The organism is Lysobacter oculi (assembly GCF_003293695.1).
GTDB classification, from domain to species: domain Bacteria; phylum Pseudomonadota; class Gammaproteobacteria; order Xanthomonadales; family Xanthomonadaceae; genus Solilutibacter; species Solilutibacter oculi.
On the sequence record NZ_CP029556.1, the window covers coordinates 222,121 to 241,525 of the forward strand.

A 19,405-nucleotide genomic window follows, 5' to 3' on the forward strand; every position below is an offset into this window, starting at 1 on the left:
GTGGAGACGGTCCAGCCCATCGCGCCACCGGTCATCGAGACCCGCGGCCTGCGCAAGGTCTATGCCGAAGGCAGCGAGGCCGAGGTCATCGCGCTGCAGGGCGTGGACCTGGTGATCCGCCGTGGCGATTTCGTCGCGATCATGGGGCCGTCGGGTTCCGGCAAATCGACGCTGATGAACCTGATCGGCTGCCTCGACACGCCGAGTGATGGCGTCTACGAATGCGATGGCGTGGATGTCGCCACCCTCGACGCGGAAGAACTCGCCACGCTCCGGCGCGAGAAGATCGGCTTCGTGTTCCAGGGCTTCCACCTGCTGCCGCGGATGAGCGCGCTCGACAACGTGGCGATGCCGCTCGGCTACGCCCGCGTGCCGCCCGCCGAACGCCGCGAACGCGCGCAGGCCGCGCTGGCATCGGTGGGGCTGGGCGAACGCAGCCAGCACAAGCCCAATGAACTCTCGGGTGGCCAGCAGCAGCGCGTGGCGATTGCCCGCGCACTGATCAACCAGCCGCCGATCCTGCTGGCCGACGAGCCCACCGGCGCGCTCGACAGCAAGACCGGCGAGGAAATCCTGGCGCTGTTCAAGCAGTTGCGCGACGACGGCCACACCGTGGTGCTGATCACCCACGACGCCGAAGTCGCCGAGCACGCCGACCGCATCTTCGTGATGCGCGACGGCGAGCTGCACGAGGAGGTGCGCGCATGACCTGGCTCGACATCCTGCGCACGGCGTTCCACGCATTGCGCGGCAACTGGATGCGCAGCGCGCTGACGTCGCTGGGCGTGATCATCGGCATCGCGGCGGTGATCGTGATGGTCTCGGTCGGGCAGGGCACGCAGAAGGAAATCGACAAGCTGGTGTCCGGCCTCGGTTCGCAGCGGCTGGACATTTCGCCGGGCGGCGGGCGCGGGCCCGGCGGTGCGCGGATGAGCGCATCCAGCTTCTTCACCCTCAACCTGGGCGATGCCGACGCGATCCGCGACGAGATCCCCGAGGTGCAGTTCGTGGCCGGTGCGCTGCGTGGCAGCACCCAGGTCGTGTTCGCGGAAAACAATGCCTCGACCAGCTGGCAGGGCGTGCAGCCCGATTTCTTCGAGATCAACGGCTGGCAGATCGCCGAGGGCAGCCTGTTCGAGGGCGATGACTACGGCGGCAACGGTCGCGGGGTGATCCTCGGCGACACGGTGCGGCGGACTTTGTTCGGTGACGACAGCGGCATCGGCCAGAGCATCCGGCTCGGGCGCGTGCCGCTGACCGTGGTCGGCACGCTGGCGCCGAAGGGGCAGGGTGGTTTCGGCCAGGACCAGGACGATGTGGTGATGGTGCCGCTGGAGACCGCGCGGCGCCGGTTGATGGGCAGCATGGGCCTGCCGCCGGGCGCGGTCATGCAGATCGCGCTGACCGTGGCCGATGCCAAGGACCTGGACTATGTGCAGGGTGAGGTCGAAGCGCTGCTGCGCCAGCGCCACAAGATCAAGCCGGGCGACGAGGACGACTTCAACGTCCGCAACATCAGCCAGATCGTGGCCACGCGTACCGCCACCACCAATTTGATGTCGAAGCTGCTGGGTGCGGTGGCCGGCATCTGCCTGGTGATCGGCGGCATTGGCATCATGAACATCATGCTGGTCAGCGTGACCGAGCGGATCAAGGAAATCGGCCTGCGCATGGCGGTCGGCGCCGGGCCTTCGGACGTGCGCCGGCAGTTCCTGATGGAGGCGATCCTGATCTCGCTGATCGGCGGCGTCATCGGCATCGTGCTGGGCATCGGCGGGGCGCTGCTGGTCTCCAAGTTCAGCGAATTGCCGATCGCGCTCAACGGCCAGGTGGTCGGGCTGGCGGCCGCGTTCTCCATCGTCACCGGCCTGTTCTTCGGCTACTACCCGGCGCGCAAGGCCTCGCTGCTCGATCCGATCGAGGCGCTGCGCCAGCAATAGGCCATCGGCCCGGCACCGCGCATTCCGTAGGCGGATGCCCGGCTGTGGCAAAATCGGACGGTTGGCCCATGGGCCGCAGCCCGATGACGACGGACGCCCTATGCGCCCTGCCTGCCCAAGTTCCCACCTTTCCACGGATGTCCGCCATGGCTGATACCTACGGCCACCTGCCGCGCGGCCCGCGGGGCATCTATCGCGCTTTCCTCTGGTCGCTGCAGGGCCTGCGTGCGGCCTGGCTGCACGAGTCCTCGTTCCGGCTGGAAGTGGTGGCGTTCATCGTGCTGGCGCCGGTCGGCGTGATGCTCGGCCAGACCGGCATCGAACGCGCCCTGCTGGTGGGCTCGATGCTGCTGGTCATGGCGACGGAGTTGATGAACTCGGCGGTCGAGGCGGTGATCGAGCGTTACGGCCCCGAGCACCACGAACTGGCCGGCCGCGCCAAGGACATGGGCTCGGCGGCGGTGTTCGTGCTGATGATGAATGTGGTGCTGGTCTGGACCTGCCTGCTGTTGCCGCGCCTGGGCTGATCCGGCCCGACCGAAGAACAATTCAAGAAGAAAGAAGAGAAGCAAACGATGGATTTGAGTTTCCTGTCATCCCCCGACGCCTGGCTCACGCTGGTCACCCTGTCCGCGCTGGAAATCGTGCTCGGCATCGACAACCTGGTGTTCATTTCCATCGCGGTCTCGCGCCTGCCGGAGCACCAGCGTCCGCTGGCGCGCAAGATCGGCATCGCGGTGGCCTGCATCACCCGCATCGGCCTGCTGGTCATGCTGGCGTTCCTGGCGCGGATGTCGAACGACCTGTTCCACATCGGCGGCATGGGCATCTCGGTACGCGACCTGGTGCTGATCGTCGGCGGCATCTTCCTGTTGTGGAAGGGCACGGCGGAGATCCGGGAAATGATTTCCGGCGGCGAGGACCATGACCCGCGCACCAGCAAGGCGTCGTCGAGCTTCGCCTTCGTCATCGCGCAGATCGCCGTCATCGACATCGTGTTCTCGCTGGATTCGGTGATCACCGCCGTCGGCATCGCCGAGCACATCCCGATCATGGTGTTCGCCATCCTGCTGGCGGTGGCGATCATGCTGCTGGCCGCGAACCCGCTGGGTCGCTTCATCGACGCCAACCCGACCGTCAAGATGCTGGCGCTGGCCTTCATCCTGCTGATCGGCGCGGTGCTGATCCTGGACGGCTTCGAAGTGCACGTGCCCAAGCCGTACATCTACTTCGCGATGGGCTTCTCGGTGCTGGTGGAGTGGCTCAACCTGCTGATGCGCCGCAACGCCAACCGCGAACACATCCCCGGCGCGGGCGAGTGGTAAGGGCCGGTTTTCACCCCGGCTGAACATCCCGCTCGGCAGTTTTGTCCCCTGAAAGGCGCGACATCGGGTCGCGCCCTTGGTCATATCTGGAGTGTTCCATGCGCAGCTTCCGTTTCCTCGTGCTCATCCTGGTGGCCTCGCTGCTGTCGGGCTGCGGCTACAACCAGATCCAGCAGAAGGATGAGGCGGTCAAGGCCGCGTGGTCGCAGGTGCTCAACGTGTACAAGCGTCGCGCCGACCTGGTGCCGAACCTGGTGAACACGGTCAAGGGCTATGCCGCGCACGAAGCCAAGGTGCTGACCGATGTCACCAATGCCCGCGCCAAAGTGGGCAGCATCAACGTCAATGCCGAAGACGCCCAGTCGGTGCAGCAGTTCCAGCAGGCGCAGGGCGAGTTGAACGGCGCCATCGGCCGCCTGCTGATGGTCGCGGAGAACTACCCGCAGCTGAAGGCCGACCAGAACTTCCTGCAGCTGCAGGCCCAGCTGGAAGGCACCGAGAACCGCATCGCGGTGGAGCGCCAGCGCTACATCACCACCGTGCAGGACTACAACACCTACATCCGTTCGTTCCCGCAGAACCTGGTGGCGATGATGTTCGGCTACAAGCCGAAGCCCAACTTCAGCGTCGAGAACGAACAGCAGATCCAGCAGGCGCCGACGGTCGATTTCGGCACGCCGTCCGCGGCACCGGCACCGGCACCGGCCGCGCAGCCCACGCCTGCCCCGGCCGGGTAAGCGGAACCGGCTGACGTGCACTGGACGCGGCGCCTCGCTGCGCTCTGCCTGCTGCTGCTCGCCAGCGCCGTTGCGCTGGCGCAGCAGCTTCCGGCGATCCCGCAACTCACCAGCTACGCCACCGACCAGACCGGCACGCTGGATGCGGCGGGCGTGGCGGCGCTCGATGCCAACCTGCGCGCCTTCGAAACCCGCACCGGCAGCCAGCTGGTGGTGTTGCTGGTGCCGACGACCGGCGACCTGCCGATCGAGGACTACGCGCTCAAGGTGGCCGAGAAGAACCAGATCGGCCGCAAGAAGCTGAGCGATGGCGTGCTGCTGCTGGTGGCGAAGGATGACCGGCGCGCGCGCATCGAGGTCGGCTACGGGCTGGAAGGCGCGATTCCCGACGCCACCGCCAGCCGCGTCATCCAGGAATACCTGGTGCCGAAGTTCCGCCAGGGCGATTTCGCCGGCGGTGTGACCGACGCGACCGGCGTGCTGGAAAAGCTCATCGAAGGCGAGCAGCTGCCGGCCCCGGTGGCCAGGCACAAGCCGGGCCCCGACAGCGGCGGCGACTGGCTGTTCGCGCTGATCGCGGCGTTCGTCGTGGCCAATGTGCTGCGGATGGTCTTCAACCGCCTGCCGGCCGGCGTGCGCGGGCTGTTTGCCGGCGTCGGTGCCGGTGGCGTGGCCTGGCTGCTGTCGTCGGTGCTGCTGGTCGGCGGCATCGGGGCGCTGATCGGCTTCTTCCTCGGGCTGGCGGGCGCCGGTCGCGGCCGCTTCGCGCGCGATGACGGCTGGGGTGGTTTCGGGGGCGGCCCGTGGTCCGGCGGTGGTGGCGGCTGGGGCGGTGGCAGCAGTGGTGGAGGCGGCTTCGGTGGCGGCGGTGGTTTCAGCGGCGGCGGTGGCTCCTTCGGTGGCGGTGGCGCGTCGGGGAGCTGGTGATGTCGAGGATGCTCAAGCACCTGTTCGCGCCCTCGGCCAGCGGCACCTTCTCCGCCGACAGCCTGAAGCGCATCCATGACGCCATCGCCGAGGACGAACGCCGGCACCGCGGCGAGATCTGCTTCGCGGTCGAATCCGCCCTGCATTGGCGCGATGTCTGGAACCGCGTCGATTCCCGCCAGCGCGCCGAGGACACCTTCGCCCGCCTGCGCGTCTGGGACACTGCGGCCAACAACGGCGTGCTGGTCTACCTGCTGCTGGCCGACCACCGCATCGAAATCGTCGCCGACCGCGGCCTGCGCGAACTGGTCAGTGCCGAACAGTGGCGCGGCATCTGCCAGCTGATGGAAGAGCGGCTCAAGGCCGATGAGCCGGAACAGGCGGTGATGCGCGGCGTCAGCGAGATCGGCAACCTGCTGGCCGAGTACTTCCCACAGGTGGAAGGCGAGATCGACACCGACGAACTGCCCAACACGCCGGTACTGCTGCGCTGATTTCGTGCTTCATGCCCCCTCGGGCACAATGACGGTACCCCGCCGACGAAGAACGCGATGCCGCCTGTCTACCTGCACCAGCTCGACCCCATCGCGCTTTCGCTCGGCCCGCTCAAGATCCACTGGTATGGCGTGATGTACCTGCTGGCGTTCGCCAGCGCGTGGTGGCTGGGCCGCAGCCGCATCCGCCAGGGCCGGCTGCCCGGCGTCGATGACAACGCCTTCGGCGACCTGATGTTCTACGGCATGCTCGGCGTGGTGCTGGGCGGGCGGCTCGGCTACATCTTCTTCTACGACCTCAAGACCTACATCGCCGACCCGCTGCAGATGCTCAAGGTCTGGCAGGGCGGCATGAGCTTCCACGGCGGCCTGCTGGGCGTGCTGGTCGCGGCGCTGTGGTGGGCACGCAAGCACCGCGTGCATTTCTTCGATGTGGTCGATTTCGTCGCCCCGCTGGTGCCGCTGGGCCTCGGCTTCGGGCGGCTCGGCAACTGGATCAACGGCGAACTCTGGGGCAAGCCCACCGATGGCAGCTGGGGCGTGGTGTTCCCGGCCTCGCTGCCGGGCGAGCTGCAGGGGCTGTCGCACAACGCGCTGCAGGCGATGTTCGACAGCGGCATGCTCAACCAGTACGCGCGCCACCCGAGCCAGCTCTACCAGATGGTCTGGGAGGGCATCATCATGTTCGCGCTGCTGTGGTGGTTCTCCTCGAAACCGCGTCCGCGCTATGCGGTGAGCGGGATGTTCGCGCTGCTCTACGGCCTGTTCCGCTTCGTGGTGGAATTCGTGCGGCTGCCGGATGCGCAGCTCGGCTACCTGGCGTTCGGCTGGTTGACGATGGGCCAGCTGCTCAGCCTGCCGCTGGTCGCGCTCGGCCTGTTCTGGCTGTGGAAGTCGCGCTCGCAGCCGACCCTGCAACCGCAGCCGCCGATGGCGGAGAAGGCCTGATGCGCGCGTACCTCGACCTGCTGCGCCATGTGCTGGAACACGGCGACGAGAAATCCGACCGCACCGGCACCGGCACCCGCAGCGTGTTCGGCTGGCAGATGCGCTTCGACCTGAACGAAGGCTTCCCGCTGGTCACCACCAAGAAGCTGCACACGCGCTCGATCATCCACGAGCTGCTGTGGTTCCTGCAGGGCGAGACCAACATCGCCTACCTCAAGGACAACAAGGTATCGATCTGGGACGAGTGGGCCGATGAAAGCGGCGAACTCGGCCCGGTCTACGGCAAGCAATGGCGCAGCTGGGAAGGCGCGGACGGGCAGGTCATCGACCAGATCCGCTGGGTGGTGGACGAGATCAGGCGCAACCCGGATTCGCGCCGGCTGATCGTCAGCGCGTGGAACGTGGCCGACCTGCCGAAGATGGCACTGATGCCCTGCCACTCGCTGTTCCAGTTCTATGTGGTCGATGGCAAGTTGAGTTGCCAGCTCTACCAGCGCAGTGGCGACATCTTCCTCGGCGTGCCGTTCAACATCGCCAGCTACGCACTGCTGACCCATATGGTGGCGCAGGTCTGCGATCTCGGCGTCGGTGACTTCGTGCACACGCTGGGCGATGCGCATCTCTATTCCAATCACTTCGACCAGGCCCGCGAGCAGCTCGCGCGCACGCCCGGCTCGCTGCCGAAGCTGCGGCTCAACCCGGAGGTGCGCGACATCCTTGGGTTCCGCTACGGGGACATCGAGATCCTCGACTATCACCCGCAGGCGGCGATCAAGGCGCCGGTCGCGGTCTGAGCGCGATGGAGATCGTGCTGATCGCCGCGCTGGACCGCCGGCATGCCATCGGGCGCGGCAATGATCTGCCTTGGCACCTGCCGGATGACCTCAAGCGCTTCAAGGCGCTGACGCTCGGCCAGCCGGTGCTGATGGGGCGCAAGACCGCCGAATCGCTCGGCCGTGCGCTGCCGAAGCGGCGCAACCTGGTGCTGACGCGGACCGGCCAGCTGCCGTTCGAGGGGATGGAAGCGGTCGCCTCGCTCGATGACGCGCTGGCCATCGCCCAGGCCGACGGCGCCGGCACGCTCTGCGTCATCGGCGGCGGCGAGATCTTCGCGCTGGCGTTGCCGTTGGCGACGCGCCTGCACCTGACCTGGGTGGATACGGAAGTGGAAGACGCCGACGCCTTCTTCCCCGAATTCGATGCATCGCAATGGCGCATCACCGAACGCGAACACCACCCCGCCGACGCACGCCACGCGCACGCCTTCGACTTCGTGGATTACGTCCGCGCCTGAGCGCGCGGATCAGACCTGCCGGCCCGGCACCTGCGCCAGCAGCAGTTCCTCGCTGTCCAGCCGCAAGGCGGTGAGCTTGCCGCCCCAGACCGCGCCGGTGTCGATGGCATGCACGCCGTGGCCGACCATCAGGCCCAGCGTGCTCCAGTGGCCGCAGACGATCCTGAGCTCGCGCTCGGCGCGGCCCGGCACCGAATACCAGGGATAGAGCCCGGCCGGCTGCGTACCCGGCGCGCCCTTGATGTCAAAGGCGATGCGTCCGCGCGGCGTGCAGTAACGCATGCGGGTGAAGACGTTGATGATCGCGCGCAGGCGATCCACGCCTTCCAGCCGCGGGTTCCACGCCGGGCGGTCGCCGTACATCGCGCGCAGAAGCTTGTGCAGGCCCGGACCGCGCAGGCGTTCCTCTACCTCGCGCGCGTAACCCTCAGCCATGGCGAGCGTCCATTGCGGCGCGAGACCGGCGTGCAACATCGACCAGCCCAGTTGGCGATCGACATGCATCAACGGCCGCCGGCGCAGCCACTCCAGCAGTTCGCGCGCGTCCGGCGCCTCCAGCACGCGGCGCAGATCCGGGTTGACCTTGCGCTGCTCCTCCGGCCGGCGCTCACCGATGGCGACCAGTGACAGGTCGTGGTTGCCGAGCACGACATGTGATTGCGCGTCGAGCGAATGCACCAGCCGCAGCGTTTCCAGCGACTCGCCGCCGCGGTTGACCAGGTCGCCGCAGAACCACAACCAATCGGCCGCCGGGTCGAAGCGGATGCGTTCGAGCAGGCGCTGCGTCGCGTCGTAGCAGCCCTGCAGGTCGCCAATGGCCCAGATCGCCATGGGCGCGGCCTAATGCAGCGTGCGCGGCGTGCTCAACATGAAGGCGGGGATGTCGGCTGAGAATTGCGTGCCGTCATCCGCCTGCAGGTCATAGCTGCCATGCATGGTGCCGAGGCTGGTGGCCAGCACGACGCCCGATGAATATTCGAAGCCGTCGCCGGGGCGCAGCCAGGGTTGTTCGCCTACCACGCCTTCGCCATGCACTTCCTGCACGTGGCCTTCGGCGTCGGTGACCACCCAGTGCCGCTTCAGCAACTGCGCGGGTTTGTTGCCGCGGTTCTCGATGCGGATGGTGTAAGCGAAGACGTAACGGCCGTCCTGCGGCGAGGATTCCTCGTCGAGGTAATGGGTCGCGACATCGATATCGATGGCGTAAGGCGTTTCACTGGACATGCCGGAATTCTACGCAGCCGGCGTGAACCGGGCGGGAAAAAGCCCTCAAACCGCCGCGTTGGCCAGCGCAATGAAGCCACTCACCGGCACCTGTTCAGCACGCAACCGCGGTTCCAGCCCGGCGGCGAGGATGGCCTCGTCATCGCAGACATCCTTCAGCGCGTTGTGCAAAGTCTTGCGGCGCTGCCCGAACGCCGCCCGCACGATGTGGGCAAATCGCGCGCGGTCACGCACCTGCACTTCATCGACCGGCTTCGGTACCAGCCGCACCACCGCCGAATCCACTTTCGGCGCGGGCCGGAACGCGCCCGGCGGCACCTTGATCAGCGGCGTGACCTTGCAATAGGCCTGCAGCATCACCGACAGCCGGCCATAGACCTTGCTGCCTTCGCCGGCGGCCATCCGGTCGACCACTTCCTTCTGCAGCATGAAATGCATGTCGATGATGGAAGCGGCGTGGTCCAGCGCGTGGAACAGGATCGGGCTGGACAGGTTGTAGGGCAGGTTGCCGATCAGCCGGATCGGCCCGCCCAGTTCGCGCGCCAGTTCGCCGAAGTCGACCTGCAGCACGTCGCGGTTGATCAGCCGCAGCCGCCCGCCACCGGCTTCGGCGGCGGCGGTGAGCGGCACCAGCAGGTCGCGGTCGAATTCGATCGCGGTGACATCGCCATGGCGTTCCAGCAGCGGCAGGGTCAGCGCGCCCTGGCCGGGACCGATCTCGACGATGCGCTCGCCCGGCTTCGGGTCCAGCGCGAGGATGATCTTGTCGATGACGCCGCGTTCGTGCAGGAAGTTCTGCCCGAGGTGCTTCTTGGCCGGCTTGTCGAAATGCGCGTTCACAGCAGGCGCGTCCCGGGCGCGACATCGCCATCGGGGATGCACAGCCGCACCGCGCCGTCTTCGTCATGGAAGCCGGTGACCAGGCATTGCGAGAGGACCGGGCCGATCTGGCGCGGCGGGAAATTGACCACGCCGACCACCAGCCGCCCGACCAGCGTCTCCGGCGTGTAATGCACGGTGATCTGCGCGCTCGACTGCAGCACGCCGATCTCCGGCCCGAAATCGACCTTGAGCCGGTAGGCGGGCTTTCGGGCTTCGGGGAAGGGCAGCGCCTCGACGATGCGGCCGACGCGGATGTCGACCTTCAGGAAGTCGTCGAAGCTGATGGGGGTGTCGCTCATGCGGTGAATCCGGAGGGGGCGATGTGCCGGCGGGCCAGCATCGCGCAGAGATCGGCGGCGGCGAACAGGCTGGAAGGGTCGGCGATGCCGCGCCCGGCGATGTCCAGCGCGGTGCCATGATCCACCGCCACGCGCGGGAAAGGCAGGCCGAGGGTGATGTTGACCGCCTGGTCGATGCCGGCGCTTTTCAGCACCGGCAGGCCCTGGTCGTGGTACATGGCGATGACGGTGTCGAAGCCGGCCAGTTTGCCGGGCAGGAAGGCGGTGTCGGCGGGCAGCGGGCCGATCAGGTCCATGCCTTCGCCGCGCAGTTTGGCCAGCACCGGCGCCATCACCTCGATTTCCTCGCGGCCCATGTGGCCGTCCTCGCCCGCATGCGGGTTGAGGCCGAGCACCGCCAGTCGCGGCGCCCCGATCCCGAAGTCACTTCGCAATGCCGCATCGGTGATGCGCAGGGTGCGTTCGAGTGCTTCGGCGGTGAGCGCGTCGGCCACTTCGCGCAGGGGCAGATGGGTAGTGACCAGGGCCACGCGCAGGCCGGGACGCGCCAGCATCATCACCACGTCGCGCCCGCACAGCGCGGCGAGCAGGCCGGTGGTGCCGGTGTAGGCGATGCCGCCTGCGTTGAGACTGGCCTTGTGGGTGGGGCCGGTCACCAGCCCGTGGCATGCGCCGGACAGGCAGGCGCGGGTGGCGGCTTCCAGCGCGGCGATGATGGCGCGGGCGTTGGCAGGGTCGGGCTGGCCGAAGGCGGGCAGTCCGCCCGGCAGTGGAAATTCCTGCAGCGGCAGGTCGCCGGCACGTTCGCGCGGTGCATCGGCGGGCAGCAGGCGGAGCGGCAGCCCCAAGGCATCGGCGGCGCGGCGCAGCGAGGCGGCATCGCCATAGGTCAACAGATCGAAAACGTCCGCCGGCTGCTGGGCCAGGCGGACGCACAGCTCGGGGCCGACGCCGGCGGGTTCACCCGGCACCAGCGCCAGCCGCGGGCGCATCTCAGCCGCCGTTGCTGGCCGGTGCGACGCCGATCACCGATTCGCTGCGCACGTCGACGTAGGCGTCGCCACGCATTTCCTGCAGGAAGCGGGTGTATTCGTCTTCCAGCTTGCGGCGGCCGATGGTCTCGCGGGCGGCGGCGCGCTGCTGGTCACTGCCGGCCGCGCCCTGGCGGCGACCGACGACCTGGATCAGGTGCCAGCCGGCCTGCGACTTGATCGGCGGAGTGATGTCGCCATCCTTGAGCGCGGCGATCTGCGGGCCGAGCTCGGGGCCGAAGGCATCGGTGGTGCGCCAGCCGATGTCGCCGCCCTTGTCCTTCGACTGCGCGTCCTGCGACTCTTCCTTGGCCAGTTCCGCGAAGTCCGCGCCGCCCAGCGCACGGGCGCGCAGGGTGTTGAGCTTGGCTTCGGACGCGGCGTCATCGCCCTGCACCAGGATGTGGCGCACGTGGTATTCGGTGACCTGTGCCGGGGCGGCAGCGCCACTGCGGGTTTCGACCAGGCGGATCAGCTGGAAGCCGCTGCTGCCACGGATCGGGCCGATGATCTGGCCGGCCTGCATGGTGCGCACGGTCTGCGCGAACGCCGGCGGGATCTCGGATTCCGGGCGCCAGCCGAGGTCGCCGCCTTCCAGCGCGTTGGGGCTGTCGGAATAACGGACCGCGGCAGCCGCGAAATCCATCTCGCCGCGGTCGATCAGGCCTTTGATGCCGTCGATCTTCTTCTGCGCGGTGGCGATCTGCTCGGCGGTCGCGCCTTCCGGCAGCGCCACCAGCAGGTGCGCCAGGTGGTACTGGTTGCCACCGCCGGCACCGGCCTGTTGGGCCACGGCCGCGTTGACCTCGGCTTCGCTGACCTGGATGCGGCTCTGCGCGAAGCTCTGCTTCATGCGCTGGATGGTGATCTCGTCGCGCAGCGTGTTGCGGAAGTCGGCCAGGCTCAGGCCATCCTTCGCCACCTGCGCGCGCAGCTGGTCGGGCGTCATGTTGTTCTGCTGGGCGATGTTGCCCACCGCCTGGTCGATCTCCTGGTCGGTCACGCGGATGCCGCTTTCCTGCGCGCGGGTGACCTGCAGGCGGGTGAGGACGAGGCGTTCGAGCACCTGCTTCGCCAGCACTTCAGGCGGCGGCAACTGGCCGGGATTGCTGGCGTACTGCGCGGTGATGTTGGCGATGGCGCGGTCCAGCTCGCTCTGCAGGATCACGTCCTCGTTGACCACGGCGGCGATGCGGTCGACCGGCTGGGTCTGGGCCTGCAGCGCAACGGGGGTGAATGCCAGCGCGGCGGCCAGCAGGAGGGCACGGGGATTCATCATGGGGAGGGGTCCGTATCGGAATCGGCCGGGGGCGCGATGGAAGCCGGCGGCACGAGGTAAAGATCGTCGCGGTAGTAACCGAGAATAGCACGGCGCAAAGTGCGCCTCGTGTCCTGCCCGGCCGAGCCGAGGCCCTTGAACTCGATCTCCAGCATGATGCTGTCATTGAGCTCGCCTTCGCGGTTGTGGATGTACTGGCGGCCCACCAGGCGCACCGCCACGCAGCAGCTGTCCCACTGCACGCCGGCCACGGTTTCGAGCGGCTTGCGGTCCTTGATCGAGTAGTAATAGCGGCCGACCAGGCTCCACTGCGGGTTGAGCGGATACAGGAAGGAGAAGTCGGCCTGCTCCAGCAGGTCGCGGCGGTAGCGGTAGGCCAGGTTGACGATGCCGTCGTCCTTCAGCAGGTAGCGCGCGCGGAAGGCGGCCAGGTCCTGCCGGCGGTACTTCGGATCCCACTGGTAGGAGGCGCCGATCAGCCAGCGGTCGCTGGGCGACCAGTTGGCATCGGCCACCCAGGCGGAGCGGCCGCGTTCGACCGTGTTCTCCCACGGATAGGCCTTGACCCGCACATCGTCCAGGTAATGGATCTGGCCGAGGCTGGCACTGAATTTCTCGAAGCCGTCGGTGTCGCGCAGGATGCGGGTGGTGACTGCCGTGGTGATCTGGTTGGCGTCACTCTGGCGGTCGGCGCTGCTGTAGCGGTTGTCGCGGAACAGCTGGCCCCAGCCGAAGGTCAGCGGCACGGTGTCGAAGACCGGCAGCGCGGACTGGTCGCGGTAAGGTGCGCGCAGGTAGAACACGCGCGGCTCCAGCGTCTGCAGGAACGGCTTGCCGTTGCGCTCGAACTCGCGGTCGAACTGCAGCCCGGCATCGACCGAATAGATCGGCAGGCTGCGGGTCGGGTTGCTGTCCATGAAGCCATCCGCCATCGTCGGCGCGAACGGCACGCCACGGGCGGCGGCATCGGCCTGCGCGCGCTGGGTGGCGATCGAACGCGCCAACGCGTCATCCAGCTGATACGCGGTGTAACGCCAGGCGATGGTCGGTCGCAGGAACCAGCCGGCGCCTTCCAGCGGCATGCTGATATAGGGCTTGATGTCGAAGCGGCTGCCGCCCGGGATCTCGATGTGGAGACCGGTCGGCTGGTATTGCGCATCCAGCGCGCGGTAGGACGAATGCTGGAAGCGCACCGCCTCGCTTTCCACGCCTGCGCGCAGCAGGGTGCCGAAGGGCTGTTCCCAGTTGAAGTACAGGCGCGGCAGCCGGTTGAACGGCAGGCTGGCGTCGGTCAGGGTGTAGTCGGCCAGCTGCCAGTGGTCGGCCTCGACGCCCGCATCCCAATAGCGACCGTGGCCATACACGCCCAGCGTGCTCTGCACCGAATAGAAAGACACGCCCAGCGAGGTGTTGTTGAAATCCTCGAAATAGCGCGGGTCGCTGATCCAGGCCAGGTTGGCGCGGGCCTGCCAGTGCTGGTTGAGGTTCTGGTAGGCGCCGAACGTGGCCGAGCCGCGATCGCGGTCGCGCAGCTTGTCCTTGGGCATCCAGAAGCCGTTGAGGGTGCCGGCGCCGGCCTCGTTGAGGTAGCGGAACTCGCCGCCCATCGCCACGCCGCGCTTGGTCATGATGCGCGGCGACAGCGTCGCGTCGTAGTTCGGGGCCAGGTTGAGATAGATCGGCTGCTTGTAGTCGAAGCCATTGCGCCCGGAGTTGGAGATCGACGGGAACAGCAGGCCGGTCTGGCGGCGCTCGTCGATCGGGAACTTGAACCACGGCACGTACAGCACCGGCACCTTGCCGACGCGCAGGGTGGCGTTGCGGGCGACCGCGAAGCCTTCCTCGGTGTCGACGTCGATGCGGTTGGCGACCACGCGCCAATGCTGCTGCGTCGGCGGGCAGGTGGTGTAGGTGGCCCCGAACAGGCTGCCCTTGTTGCCGACCAGTTCGATGCGGTCGGCACCGCCATTGCCGCGGCGGTCGGTCAGCTGGTACTTGAGGTCTTCGATGCGGTGCGTGTCTTCGGCCTGACTGCCGGTGGCGCGCTCGGCGACGATGCGCATCCCGCTGTCGCGGAAGCGCACCTTGCCTTCCGCCACGTAGGTTTCCTTCTCGCTGTCGAAGGTCAGCTTGTCGGTGCCCAGGAACTGGTCGCCACGGCTGAGCGCGACATTGCCCTGCAGCACCGGGATCTCCACCGTGCCGCTCTGTTCGTCACCTTCCAGCTCGGTCGGGAGCTTCTTGCGGGCGTCGGGCGAGATGCCCAGCTTGGTCTGCGGCGCGTCGGCGAAGGGCGGCACCGCGTCCTCGATCGGGCACAGGCCGTAATCCGGCGGCATGTCCTGCTCCTGCGCCATCACGGGCAGGGCAAGGGCGATGGCGAACGGGAGGGGCAACAGTCGGGGGCAGGGGCGCACGCGTCCGGTCCGTGAAGGCTGAATTCGGCGGTTAGCTTGCCCCATCCCCTGTGAAGCGGCAATGCGCGGTCCGGCCCCGTTCAGTCGCTGGGCGGCCCGGCCGAAGCCACATCACCCGTCCAGCGCATCCAGATGGGCGACGACGGATTCCGCCAGGGCGCCGAGCGCGTATCCGCCTTCGAGCATCGACACCACGCGCCCGCCGGCATGACGGTCGGCGATGGCGCGCAGCTCGCCGGTGAGCCAGCCGAAGTCCCCGGCTTCCAACCGCAGCGAGGCCAGCGGATCGTCGCGGTGGGCGTCGAAGCCGGCGGAGATCAGCAGCAACTGCGGCGCGAAATCGTCGATGGCCGGCAGAAGCTGCTTCGACCAGGTGCTGCGGAAGGTCTCGCGGCCGGTGCCGCCCAGGATCGGGGCGTTGAAGATGTTGCCGATGCCGGTTTCGTCGAAGCCGCCGGTCCACGGGTACAGCGGCATCTCGTGGGAGCTGGCGAACAGCACGCGCGGCTGGCGGGCGAAGATCGACTGGGTGCCGTTGCCGTGGTGGACGTCGAAGTCGGCGATGGCCACCCGTTGCACGCCGGCCCAGAGCGCGTGCGCGGCAGCCACCGCGATGTTGTTGAACAGGCAGAAGCCCATCGCGCGGGCGGCCTCGGCGTGGTGGCCGGGCGGGCGCACCGCGCAGAAGGCGCGACGGCCGTCGCCACCGAGCACCCAGTCGACCGCCTCCACGCCGGCGCCGGCCGCGACAAGGGCCGCCTGCAGGCTGCCGGGCGAGAACGCGGTGTCTTCGTCCAGCCATTCGATGCCGGTGGGCTTGCGCGCCCAGAGCGCGTCGAGATAGGCATCGCCGTGGACGCGGGCCAGCGCCTCGTGGCTGGCCGGGTTCGGCAAGGTCCACGCGCAGCCGGGGAAAGCGGCATCCACCGCCTCGATGACCGCCGTCAGGCGTTCGGGGCGTTCGGCGTGGGTGGGCCCGGTGTCGTGGGCCAGGCAATCGGGGTGCGTGTAGAGCCGCAGGCTCACCCGCGGCGGCGCTCGTGGTTCCAGGTGACCTCGCCGTGGCCGCTGGCGCGCGCCAGCACCCGGCACAGCACGAACAGCAGGTCGGACAGGCGGTTGAGATAGCGGATCGGCTGCGGGCGGACCTGCTCGATGCGCGACAGCGCCACCGTCATCCGTTCGGCGCGGCGCACCACGGTGCGGGCGATGTGGCAGCGGGCCGCGGCCTCGCCACCGCCGGGCAGGATGAATTCCTTGAGCGGCGGCAGGTCGTCGTTGTAGCGGTCGAGCTGCTGTTCGAGGCGGTCGATGTCGTCGTCGTCGATGGCCGCATGGCCCGGGATGCACAGCTCGCCGCCCAGGTCGAACAGCTGGTGCTGCACGGCGGTCAGCAGCTGGCGGACGTCGTCCGGGACCTCGCTGGCCAGCACCAGGCCGATGCAGGAATTGGCTTCGTCCACCGTGCCGTAGGCCTCGACCCGCAGCGAATCCTTGGCGACGCGGCTGCCATCGCCCAGGCCGGTGCTGCCGTCATCGCCGGTGCGGGTGTAGATCTTCGACAGCCGGTTGCCCATCTCAGGCCCGCACTTCGCGGGCGCGATGGCCGAAGGCCGCATCCAGCGCCACCTGCAGGGCCAGCGCGGCGCCGACATACAGCGCGGTCGTCAACAGGTACGGGCCGACCCAGTCGAAATAGTTCTTGGCCCAGCCGCCCAGCGACTTCTGCGCCACGGCATCGCTCATCCAGTAGAAGCCGCCCTGCGCGAACAGCTGGCAGAGCGCGACCGAGGCGACCAGCGCCATCGCCAGCTTGCCCAGCATCGCGCCCGTGCCGCCCTGCTGGCGCGCCAGCCACAGGCCGCCGGCCCACAGGCTGAAATACGCCGGCACCAGCATCCAGTAGCCCGGCGAGACGCAGTAGTGCTGCCAGAAATCCATGCCCTGCGCGGTGATCACCACGTAGTCCACCGCCACGGCCAGCGCCATCAGCAGCGGGAACGCCCAGGCCGTCCAGCGGCGCAGGTAGAAGCCGGCGACGAAGAACACCGCCCACGAGGCATCCGGCAGCACGGCGAAATGGTGGAGGCGGGTCGCGGCCATCACCGCGGCCAGGGCGGCCAGCACGGCGAGGTCGGTGCCGCGGCTGCGCGGGGCGGAATTCAGGTTCATCGGGCTGTCCTCGGTCATGCCGGGATTCTATCGCGCTCGTTATCATCGACGCATGCACACGCACGACATCGTCATCGTCGGCGGCGGCCTGGTCGGCGCCAGCCTTGCCATCGCACTGGAAGATTCGGGACTGGATGTGGCGATGCTGGAAGCCACGCCGTCTTCCACGCTCCCCGCCGTCTTCGACGAGCGCAACCTGAGCTTCGCCGAAGCGACCTGCCACGCGCTGCAGGCCCTGCGCATCTGGCCGCTGCTGCACAGCGCCAGCCCGATCCGCCGCATCCATGCCACCCGCGCCGGGGATTTCGGCCGGGTCGAACTGGATGCGCGCGAAGTCGGCCTCGAGGCCTTCGGCCACGTCGTCATCGCCCGCGATTTCGGCGAGGCGCTGGAAAAGCGGCTGGGTGAGGTCGGTTCGTTGACGCGCCATCGCCCGGCGCGTTTCATCGGCACCCGCATCGCCGACAACGGCCTGCGCGAAGTCAGCTACAGCGAAGGCGACGCCGAACGCGTCGTCCATACCCGCCTGCTGGTCGGTGCCGATGGCGCCGAAAGCGCGGTCCGCGCCGCGCTCGGCATCGACGCGCAACGCCACGACTACGGCCAGACCCTGTTCGTGAGCCGGGTCCGACCGTCGAAAGCGCCGGACGGCACGGCGTGGGAACGCCTGGGCCCGCACGGCCCGACCGCGCTGCTGCCGCGCGCCGACCGCCATTACGGCGTGGTGCATGGCGTGGACAGCGCGGAAGCCGACGCCGTCGCCGCGTTGGATGAATCTGCTTGGCTGCAGCGCCTGCAGGACGCCTTCGGCTGGCGGGCCGGGCGTTTCCTCGCCAGTGGCGCGCGCAGCCGTTACCCCGCCGTGCGCGTGGTCGCCGATGCGCTGACCGCGCCGCGCGCAGTGCTGCTCGGCAATGCCGCGCAGAGCATCCACCCGGTCGGCGCGCAGGGCTTCAACCTGGGTCTGCGCGATGCGCTCACTATTGTCGAGGAAGTCCGCGCGCACGGGCTGGACGACGCGGCGATGCTGCCGCGTTACGCCGAACGCCGCCGCGAGGACCGCAGCCGCACGCTCGCTTTCTCCGACGGCATGGCCCGCGCCAGCGCCAACGACGGGCTGGCGATGGGCCTGCTGCGCAGCGCCGGCATGGCCGCACTCGCCAACGTGCCCGGCCTGCGCGCGCAGGTGGCGGCTGGCGGCATGGGCTATCGCGGCGACTTGCCGGCGATCTGCCGGGGAGCCAACGCATGAGCCGCCGTATGCAACGCGATGCCGTCGTCGTCGGCGGCGGCGTGGTCGGTACCGCCTGCGCGCTGGCGCTGGCCGAGGCCGGGCTGCAGGTCGCGCTGGTGGATGCCGGTGCGCCCGCGCGCTGGTCCCGCGACGAACCCGACCTGCGCGTCTTCGCCTTCGCGCCCGACAACGCCGCGCTGCTCTCCGCCTTGGGTGTGTGGGATGAGGTCGCATCCACCCGCGCACAACCTTACCGGCGCATGCGGGTGTGGGATGCGGCGGCCGGCGGCGAACTGGTCTTCGATGCCGATGCGCTCGCGCGTCGCGAACTGGGCTGGATCGTCGAGCAGAGCCTGCTGGCCGAAAAACTCTGGAATGCCGCCCGCCGCGCCGGCGTCGAACTGCTGCAGCCGGCGCGCATCGAAGGCATGGAAACGCGTGACAGCGGCGTGCGTCTCTCGCTGGAAGGCGGCGAGACGCTCGACGCCCGCATCGCCATCGCCGCCGACGGCGCGAATTCGAAACTGCGCGAACTGGCCGGCATCGACATCGACGCGCACGACTACGGCCAGCGCGGCGTGGTCGCCTACGTCGAGACCGCCGAGCCGCATGCGCTGACCGCGTGGCAGCGTTTCCTGCCGGGCGGCCCGCTGGCCTTCCTGCCGGTCGATGGCGAACGCCGCAGCTCCATCGTCTGGAGCCTGCCGGCCGACGAAGCCGAACGCGTGCTGGCGCTGGACGATGCCGCTTTCGGCACCGAACTCACGAATGCATTTGCCGGGCGGCTGGGTGAGACACGCGTGCTGTCGAAGCGCGCCGCCTTCCCGCTGCGCCGGCAGCTGGCGAAGACGCAACTCAGCGGCCGCGTGCTGCTGCTGGGCGATGCCGCCCACGTGGTGCATCCGCTGGCCGGGCAGGGCGTCAATCTGGGTCTGCGCGATGTCGCGGCGTTGCGCGATTCGGTGCGCGAAGCCAAACGCCTCGGCCGCGACTTCGACGCGCCGCACCGCCTGCAACGCTGGGCGCGCGCACGCCGCAGCGACAACGTGGTCTCCACGCTCGCCTTCGAAACGATCAACCGCGTGTATTCCAACGACGCGCTGCTGCCGACCTTCCTGCGCGGCCACGCGCTGACCGTCGCGAATGCGCTGGTGCCGCTGCGCAATGCGTTGTGGCGGCATGCGGCCGGCGTCTGATTCCTT

At 68.5% G+C, this 19,405-nt stretch carries 22 protein-coding genes; 12 read left to right on the top strand and 10 right to left on the bottom strand.

Going from position 1 to position 19,405, the window contains the following annotated elements; genetic code table 11:
* The 10 genes from DCD74_RS00995 to DCD74_RS01040 all read left to right on the top strand — a co-directional run bounded on the left by DCD74_RS00995 (window position 1) and on the right by DCD74_RS01040 (window position 7,665).
* Window positions 1-708 carry an ABC transporter ATP-binding protein gene (locus DCD74_RS00995; protein WP_237049632.1) on the top strand — a complete coding sequence of 236 codons (708 nt, stop codon included), beginning with the start codon at window positions 1-3 and terminating at the stop codon, window positions 706-708.
* Window positions 705-1,940, top strand: a complete 1,236-nt coding sequence (locus DCD74_RS01000) for an ABC transporter permease (protein WP_112925679.1) — start codon at window positions 705-707, stop codon at window positions 1,938-1,940. Before DCD74_RS00995 ends, DCD74_RS01000 begins: the two co-directional genes overlap by 4 nt.
* A 146-nt stretch (window positions 1,941-2,086) precedes the next feature.
* Window positions 2,087-2,467: a diacylglycerol kinase gene (locus DCD74_RS01005; RefSeq protein WP_112927596.1), complete on the top strand. Its 381-nt coding sequence runs from the start codon at window positions 2,087-2,089 to the stop codon at window positions 2,465-2,467.
* A 48-nt stretch (window positions 2,468-2,515) separates the two neighbouring features.
* Complete coding sequence (locus tag DCD74_RS01010; protein ID WP_112925680.1) at window positions 2,516-3,265, top strand: TerC family protein; 750 nt, start codon at window positions 2,516-2,518, stop codon at window positions 3,263-3,265.
* 98 nt (window positions 3,266-3,363) lie between these two features.
* Window positions 3,364-4,002 (top strand): LemA family protein, encoded by a 639-nt coding sequence (locus tag DCD74_RS01015; protein ID WP_112925681.1) that lies wholly within the window; start codon window positions 3,364-3,366, stop codon window positions 4,000-4,002.
* Between the two features lie 15 nt (window positions 4,003-4,017).
* Window positions 4,018-4,929, top strand: a complete 912-nt coding sequence (locus DCD74_RS01020; RefSeq protein ID WP_112925682.1) for a TPM domain-containing protein — start codon at window positions 4,018-4,020, stop codon at window positions 4,927-4,929.
* Window positions 4,929-5,423, top strand: coding sequence for a TPM domain-containing protein (locus tag DCD74_RS01025; protein WP_112925683.1), 495 nt, complete (start codon window positions 4,929-4,931; stop codon window positions 5,421-5,423). Before DCD74_RS01020 ends, DCD74_RS01025 begins: the two co-directional genes overlap by 1 nt.
* A gap of 57 nt (window positions 5,424-5,480) precedes the next feature.
* Window positions 5,481-6,371, top strand: coding sequence for a prolipoprotein diacylglyceryl transferase (gene lgt / locus DCD74_RS01030; protein WP_112925684.1), 891 nt, complete (start codon window positions 5,481-5,483; stop codon window positions 6,369-6,371).
* A complete protein-coding gene (locus DCD74_RS01035) occupies window positions 6,371-7,165 on the top strand; it encodes a thymidylate synthase (protein ID WP_112925685.1) in 795 nt (264 codons plus the stop codon). Before lgt ends, DCD74_RS01035 begins: the two co-directional genes overlap by 1 nt.
* 5 nt (window positions 7,166-7,170) lie before the next feature.
* Complete coding sequence (locus DCD74_RS01040) at window positions 7,171-7,665, top strand: dihydrofolate reductase (RefSeq protein ID WP_174887951.1); 495 nt, start codon at window positions 7,171-7,173, stop codon at window positions 7,663-7,665.
* A gap of 9 nt (window positions 7,666-7,674) precedes the next feature.
* Here DCD74_RS01040 and DCD74_RS01045 read toward each other — a convergent pair whose 3' ends face one another.
* The 10 genes from DCD74_RS01045 to DCD74_RS01090 form a co-directional block, all read right to left on the bottom strand.
* Entirely contained in the window at window positions 7,675-8,496 is an 822-nt protein-coding gene (locus DCD74_RS01045) for a symmetrical bis(5'-nucleosyl)-tetraphosphatase (protein ID WP_112925686.1), read from the bottom strand.
* Window positions 8,497-8,505: 9 nt separating this feature from the next.
* Window positions 8,506-8,889: a Co2+/Mg2+ efflux protein ApaG gene (apaG, locus tag DCD74_RS01050; RefSeq protein ID WP_112925687.1), complete on the bottom strand. Its 384-nt coding sequence runs from the start codon at window positions 8,887-8,889 to the stop codon at window positions 8,506-8,508.
* A gap of 45 nt (window positions 8,890-8,934) precedes the next feature.
* Window positions 8,935-9,729, bottom strand: a complete 795-nt coding sequence (rsmA, locus tag DCD74_RS01055) for a 16S rRNA (adenine(1518)-N(6)/adenine(1519)-N(6))-dimethyltransferase RsmA (protein ID WP_112925688.1) — start codon at window positions 9,727-9,729, stop codon at window positions 8,935-8,937.
* Entirely contained in the window at window positions 9,726-10,070 is a 345-nt protein-coding gene (locus tag DCD74_RS01060; RefSeq protein ID WP_112925689.1) for a tRNA-binding protein, read from the bottom strand. Before DCD74_RS01060 ends, rsmA begins: the two co-directional genes overlap by 4 nt.
* Entirely contained in the window at window positions 10,067-11,062 is a 996-nt protein-coding gene (pdxA, locus tag DCD74_RS01065) for a 4-hydroxythreonine-4-phosphate dehydrogenase PdxA (RefSeq protein WP_112925690.1), read from the bottom strand. Before pdxA ends, DCD74_RS01060 begins: the two co-directional genes overlap by 4 nt.
* A gap of 1 nt (window position 11,063) precedes the next feature.
* Window positions 11,064-12,380, bottom strand: coding sequence for a peptidylprolyl isomerase (locus DCD74_RS01070; RefSeq protein WP_112925691.1), 1,317 nt, complete (start codon window positions 12,378-12,380; stop codon window positions 11,064-11,066).
* On the bottom strand, window positions 12,377-14,797 hold the full coding sequence (gene lptD, locus DCD74_RS01075) for an LPS-assembly protein LptD (protein ID WP_407072207.1): 2,421 nt from the start codon (window positions 14,795-14,797) through the stop codon (window positions 12,377-12,379). Before lptD ends, DCD74_RS01070 begins: the two co-directional genes overlap by 4 nt.
* 111 nt (window positions 14,798-14,908) lie before the next feature.
* Window positions 14,909-15,817, bottom strand: a complete 909-nt coding sequence (locus DCD74_RS01080; protein WP_112927598.1) for a histone deacetylase family protein — start codon at window positions 15,815-15,817, stop codon at window positions 14,909-14,911.
* Between the two features lie 2 nt (window positions 15,818-15,819).
* Window positions 15,820-16,374: a cob(I)yrinic acid a,c-diamide adenosyltransferase gene (locus DCD74_RS01085; protein ID WP_112925693.1), complete on the bottom strand. Its 555-nt coding sequence runs from the start codon at window positions 16,372-16,374 to the stop codon at window positions 15,820-15,822.
* Between the two features lies 1 nt (window position 16,375).
* Window positions 16,376-16,969 (bottom strand): hypothetical protein, encoded by a 594-nt coding sequence (locus tag DCD74_RS01090; RefSeq protein WP_112927599.1) that lies wholly within the window; start codon window positions 16,967-16,969, stop codon window positions 16,376-16,378.
* A gap of 52 nt (window positions 16,970-17,021) precedes the next feature.
* Between DCD74_RS01090 and ubiH the strand changes: the two genes are divergently transcribed.
* Together ubiH and DCD74_RS01100 are read left to right on the top strand one after the other, a co-directional pair.
* Window positions 17,022-18,221 (top strand): 2-octaprenyl-6-methoxyphenyl hydroxylase, encoded by a 1,200-nt coding sequence (gene ubiH, locus DCD74_RS01095; RefSeq protein WP_112925694.1) that lies wholly within the window; start codon window positions 17,022-17,024, stop codon window positions 18,219-18,221.
* Complete coding sequence (locus tag DCD74_RS01100; protein ID WP_112925695.1) at window positions 18,218-19,399, top strand: FAD-dependent oxidoreductase; 1,182 nt, start codon at window positions 18,218-18,220, stop codon at window positions 19,397-19,399. Before ubiH ends, DCD74_RS01100 begins: the two co-directional genes overlap by 4 nt.
* The last annotated feature ends 6 nt before the right edge of the window (window positions 19,400-19,405 follow it).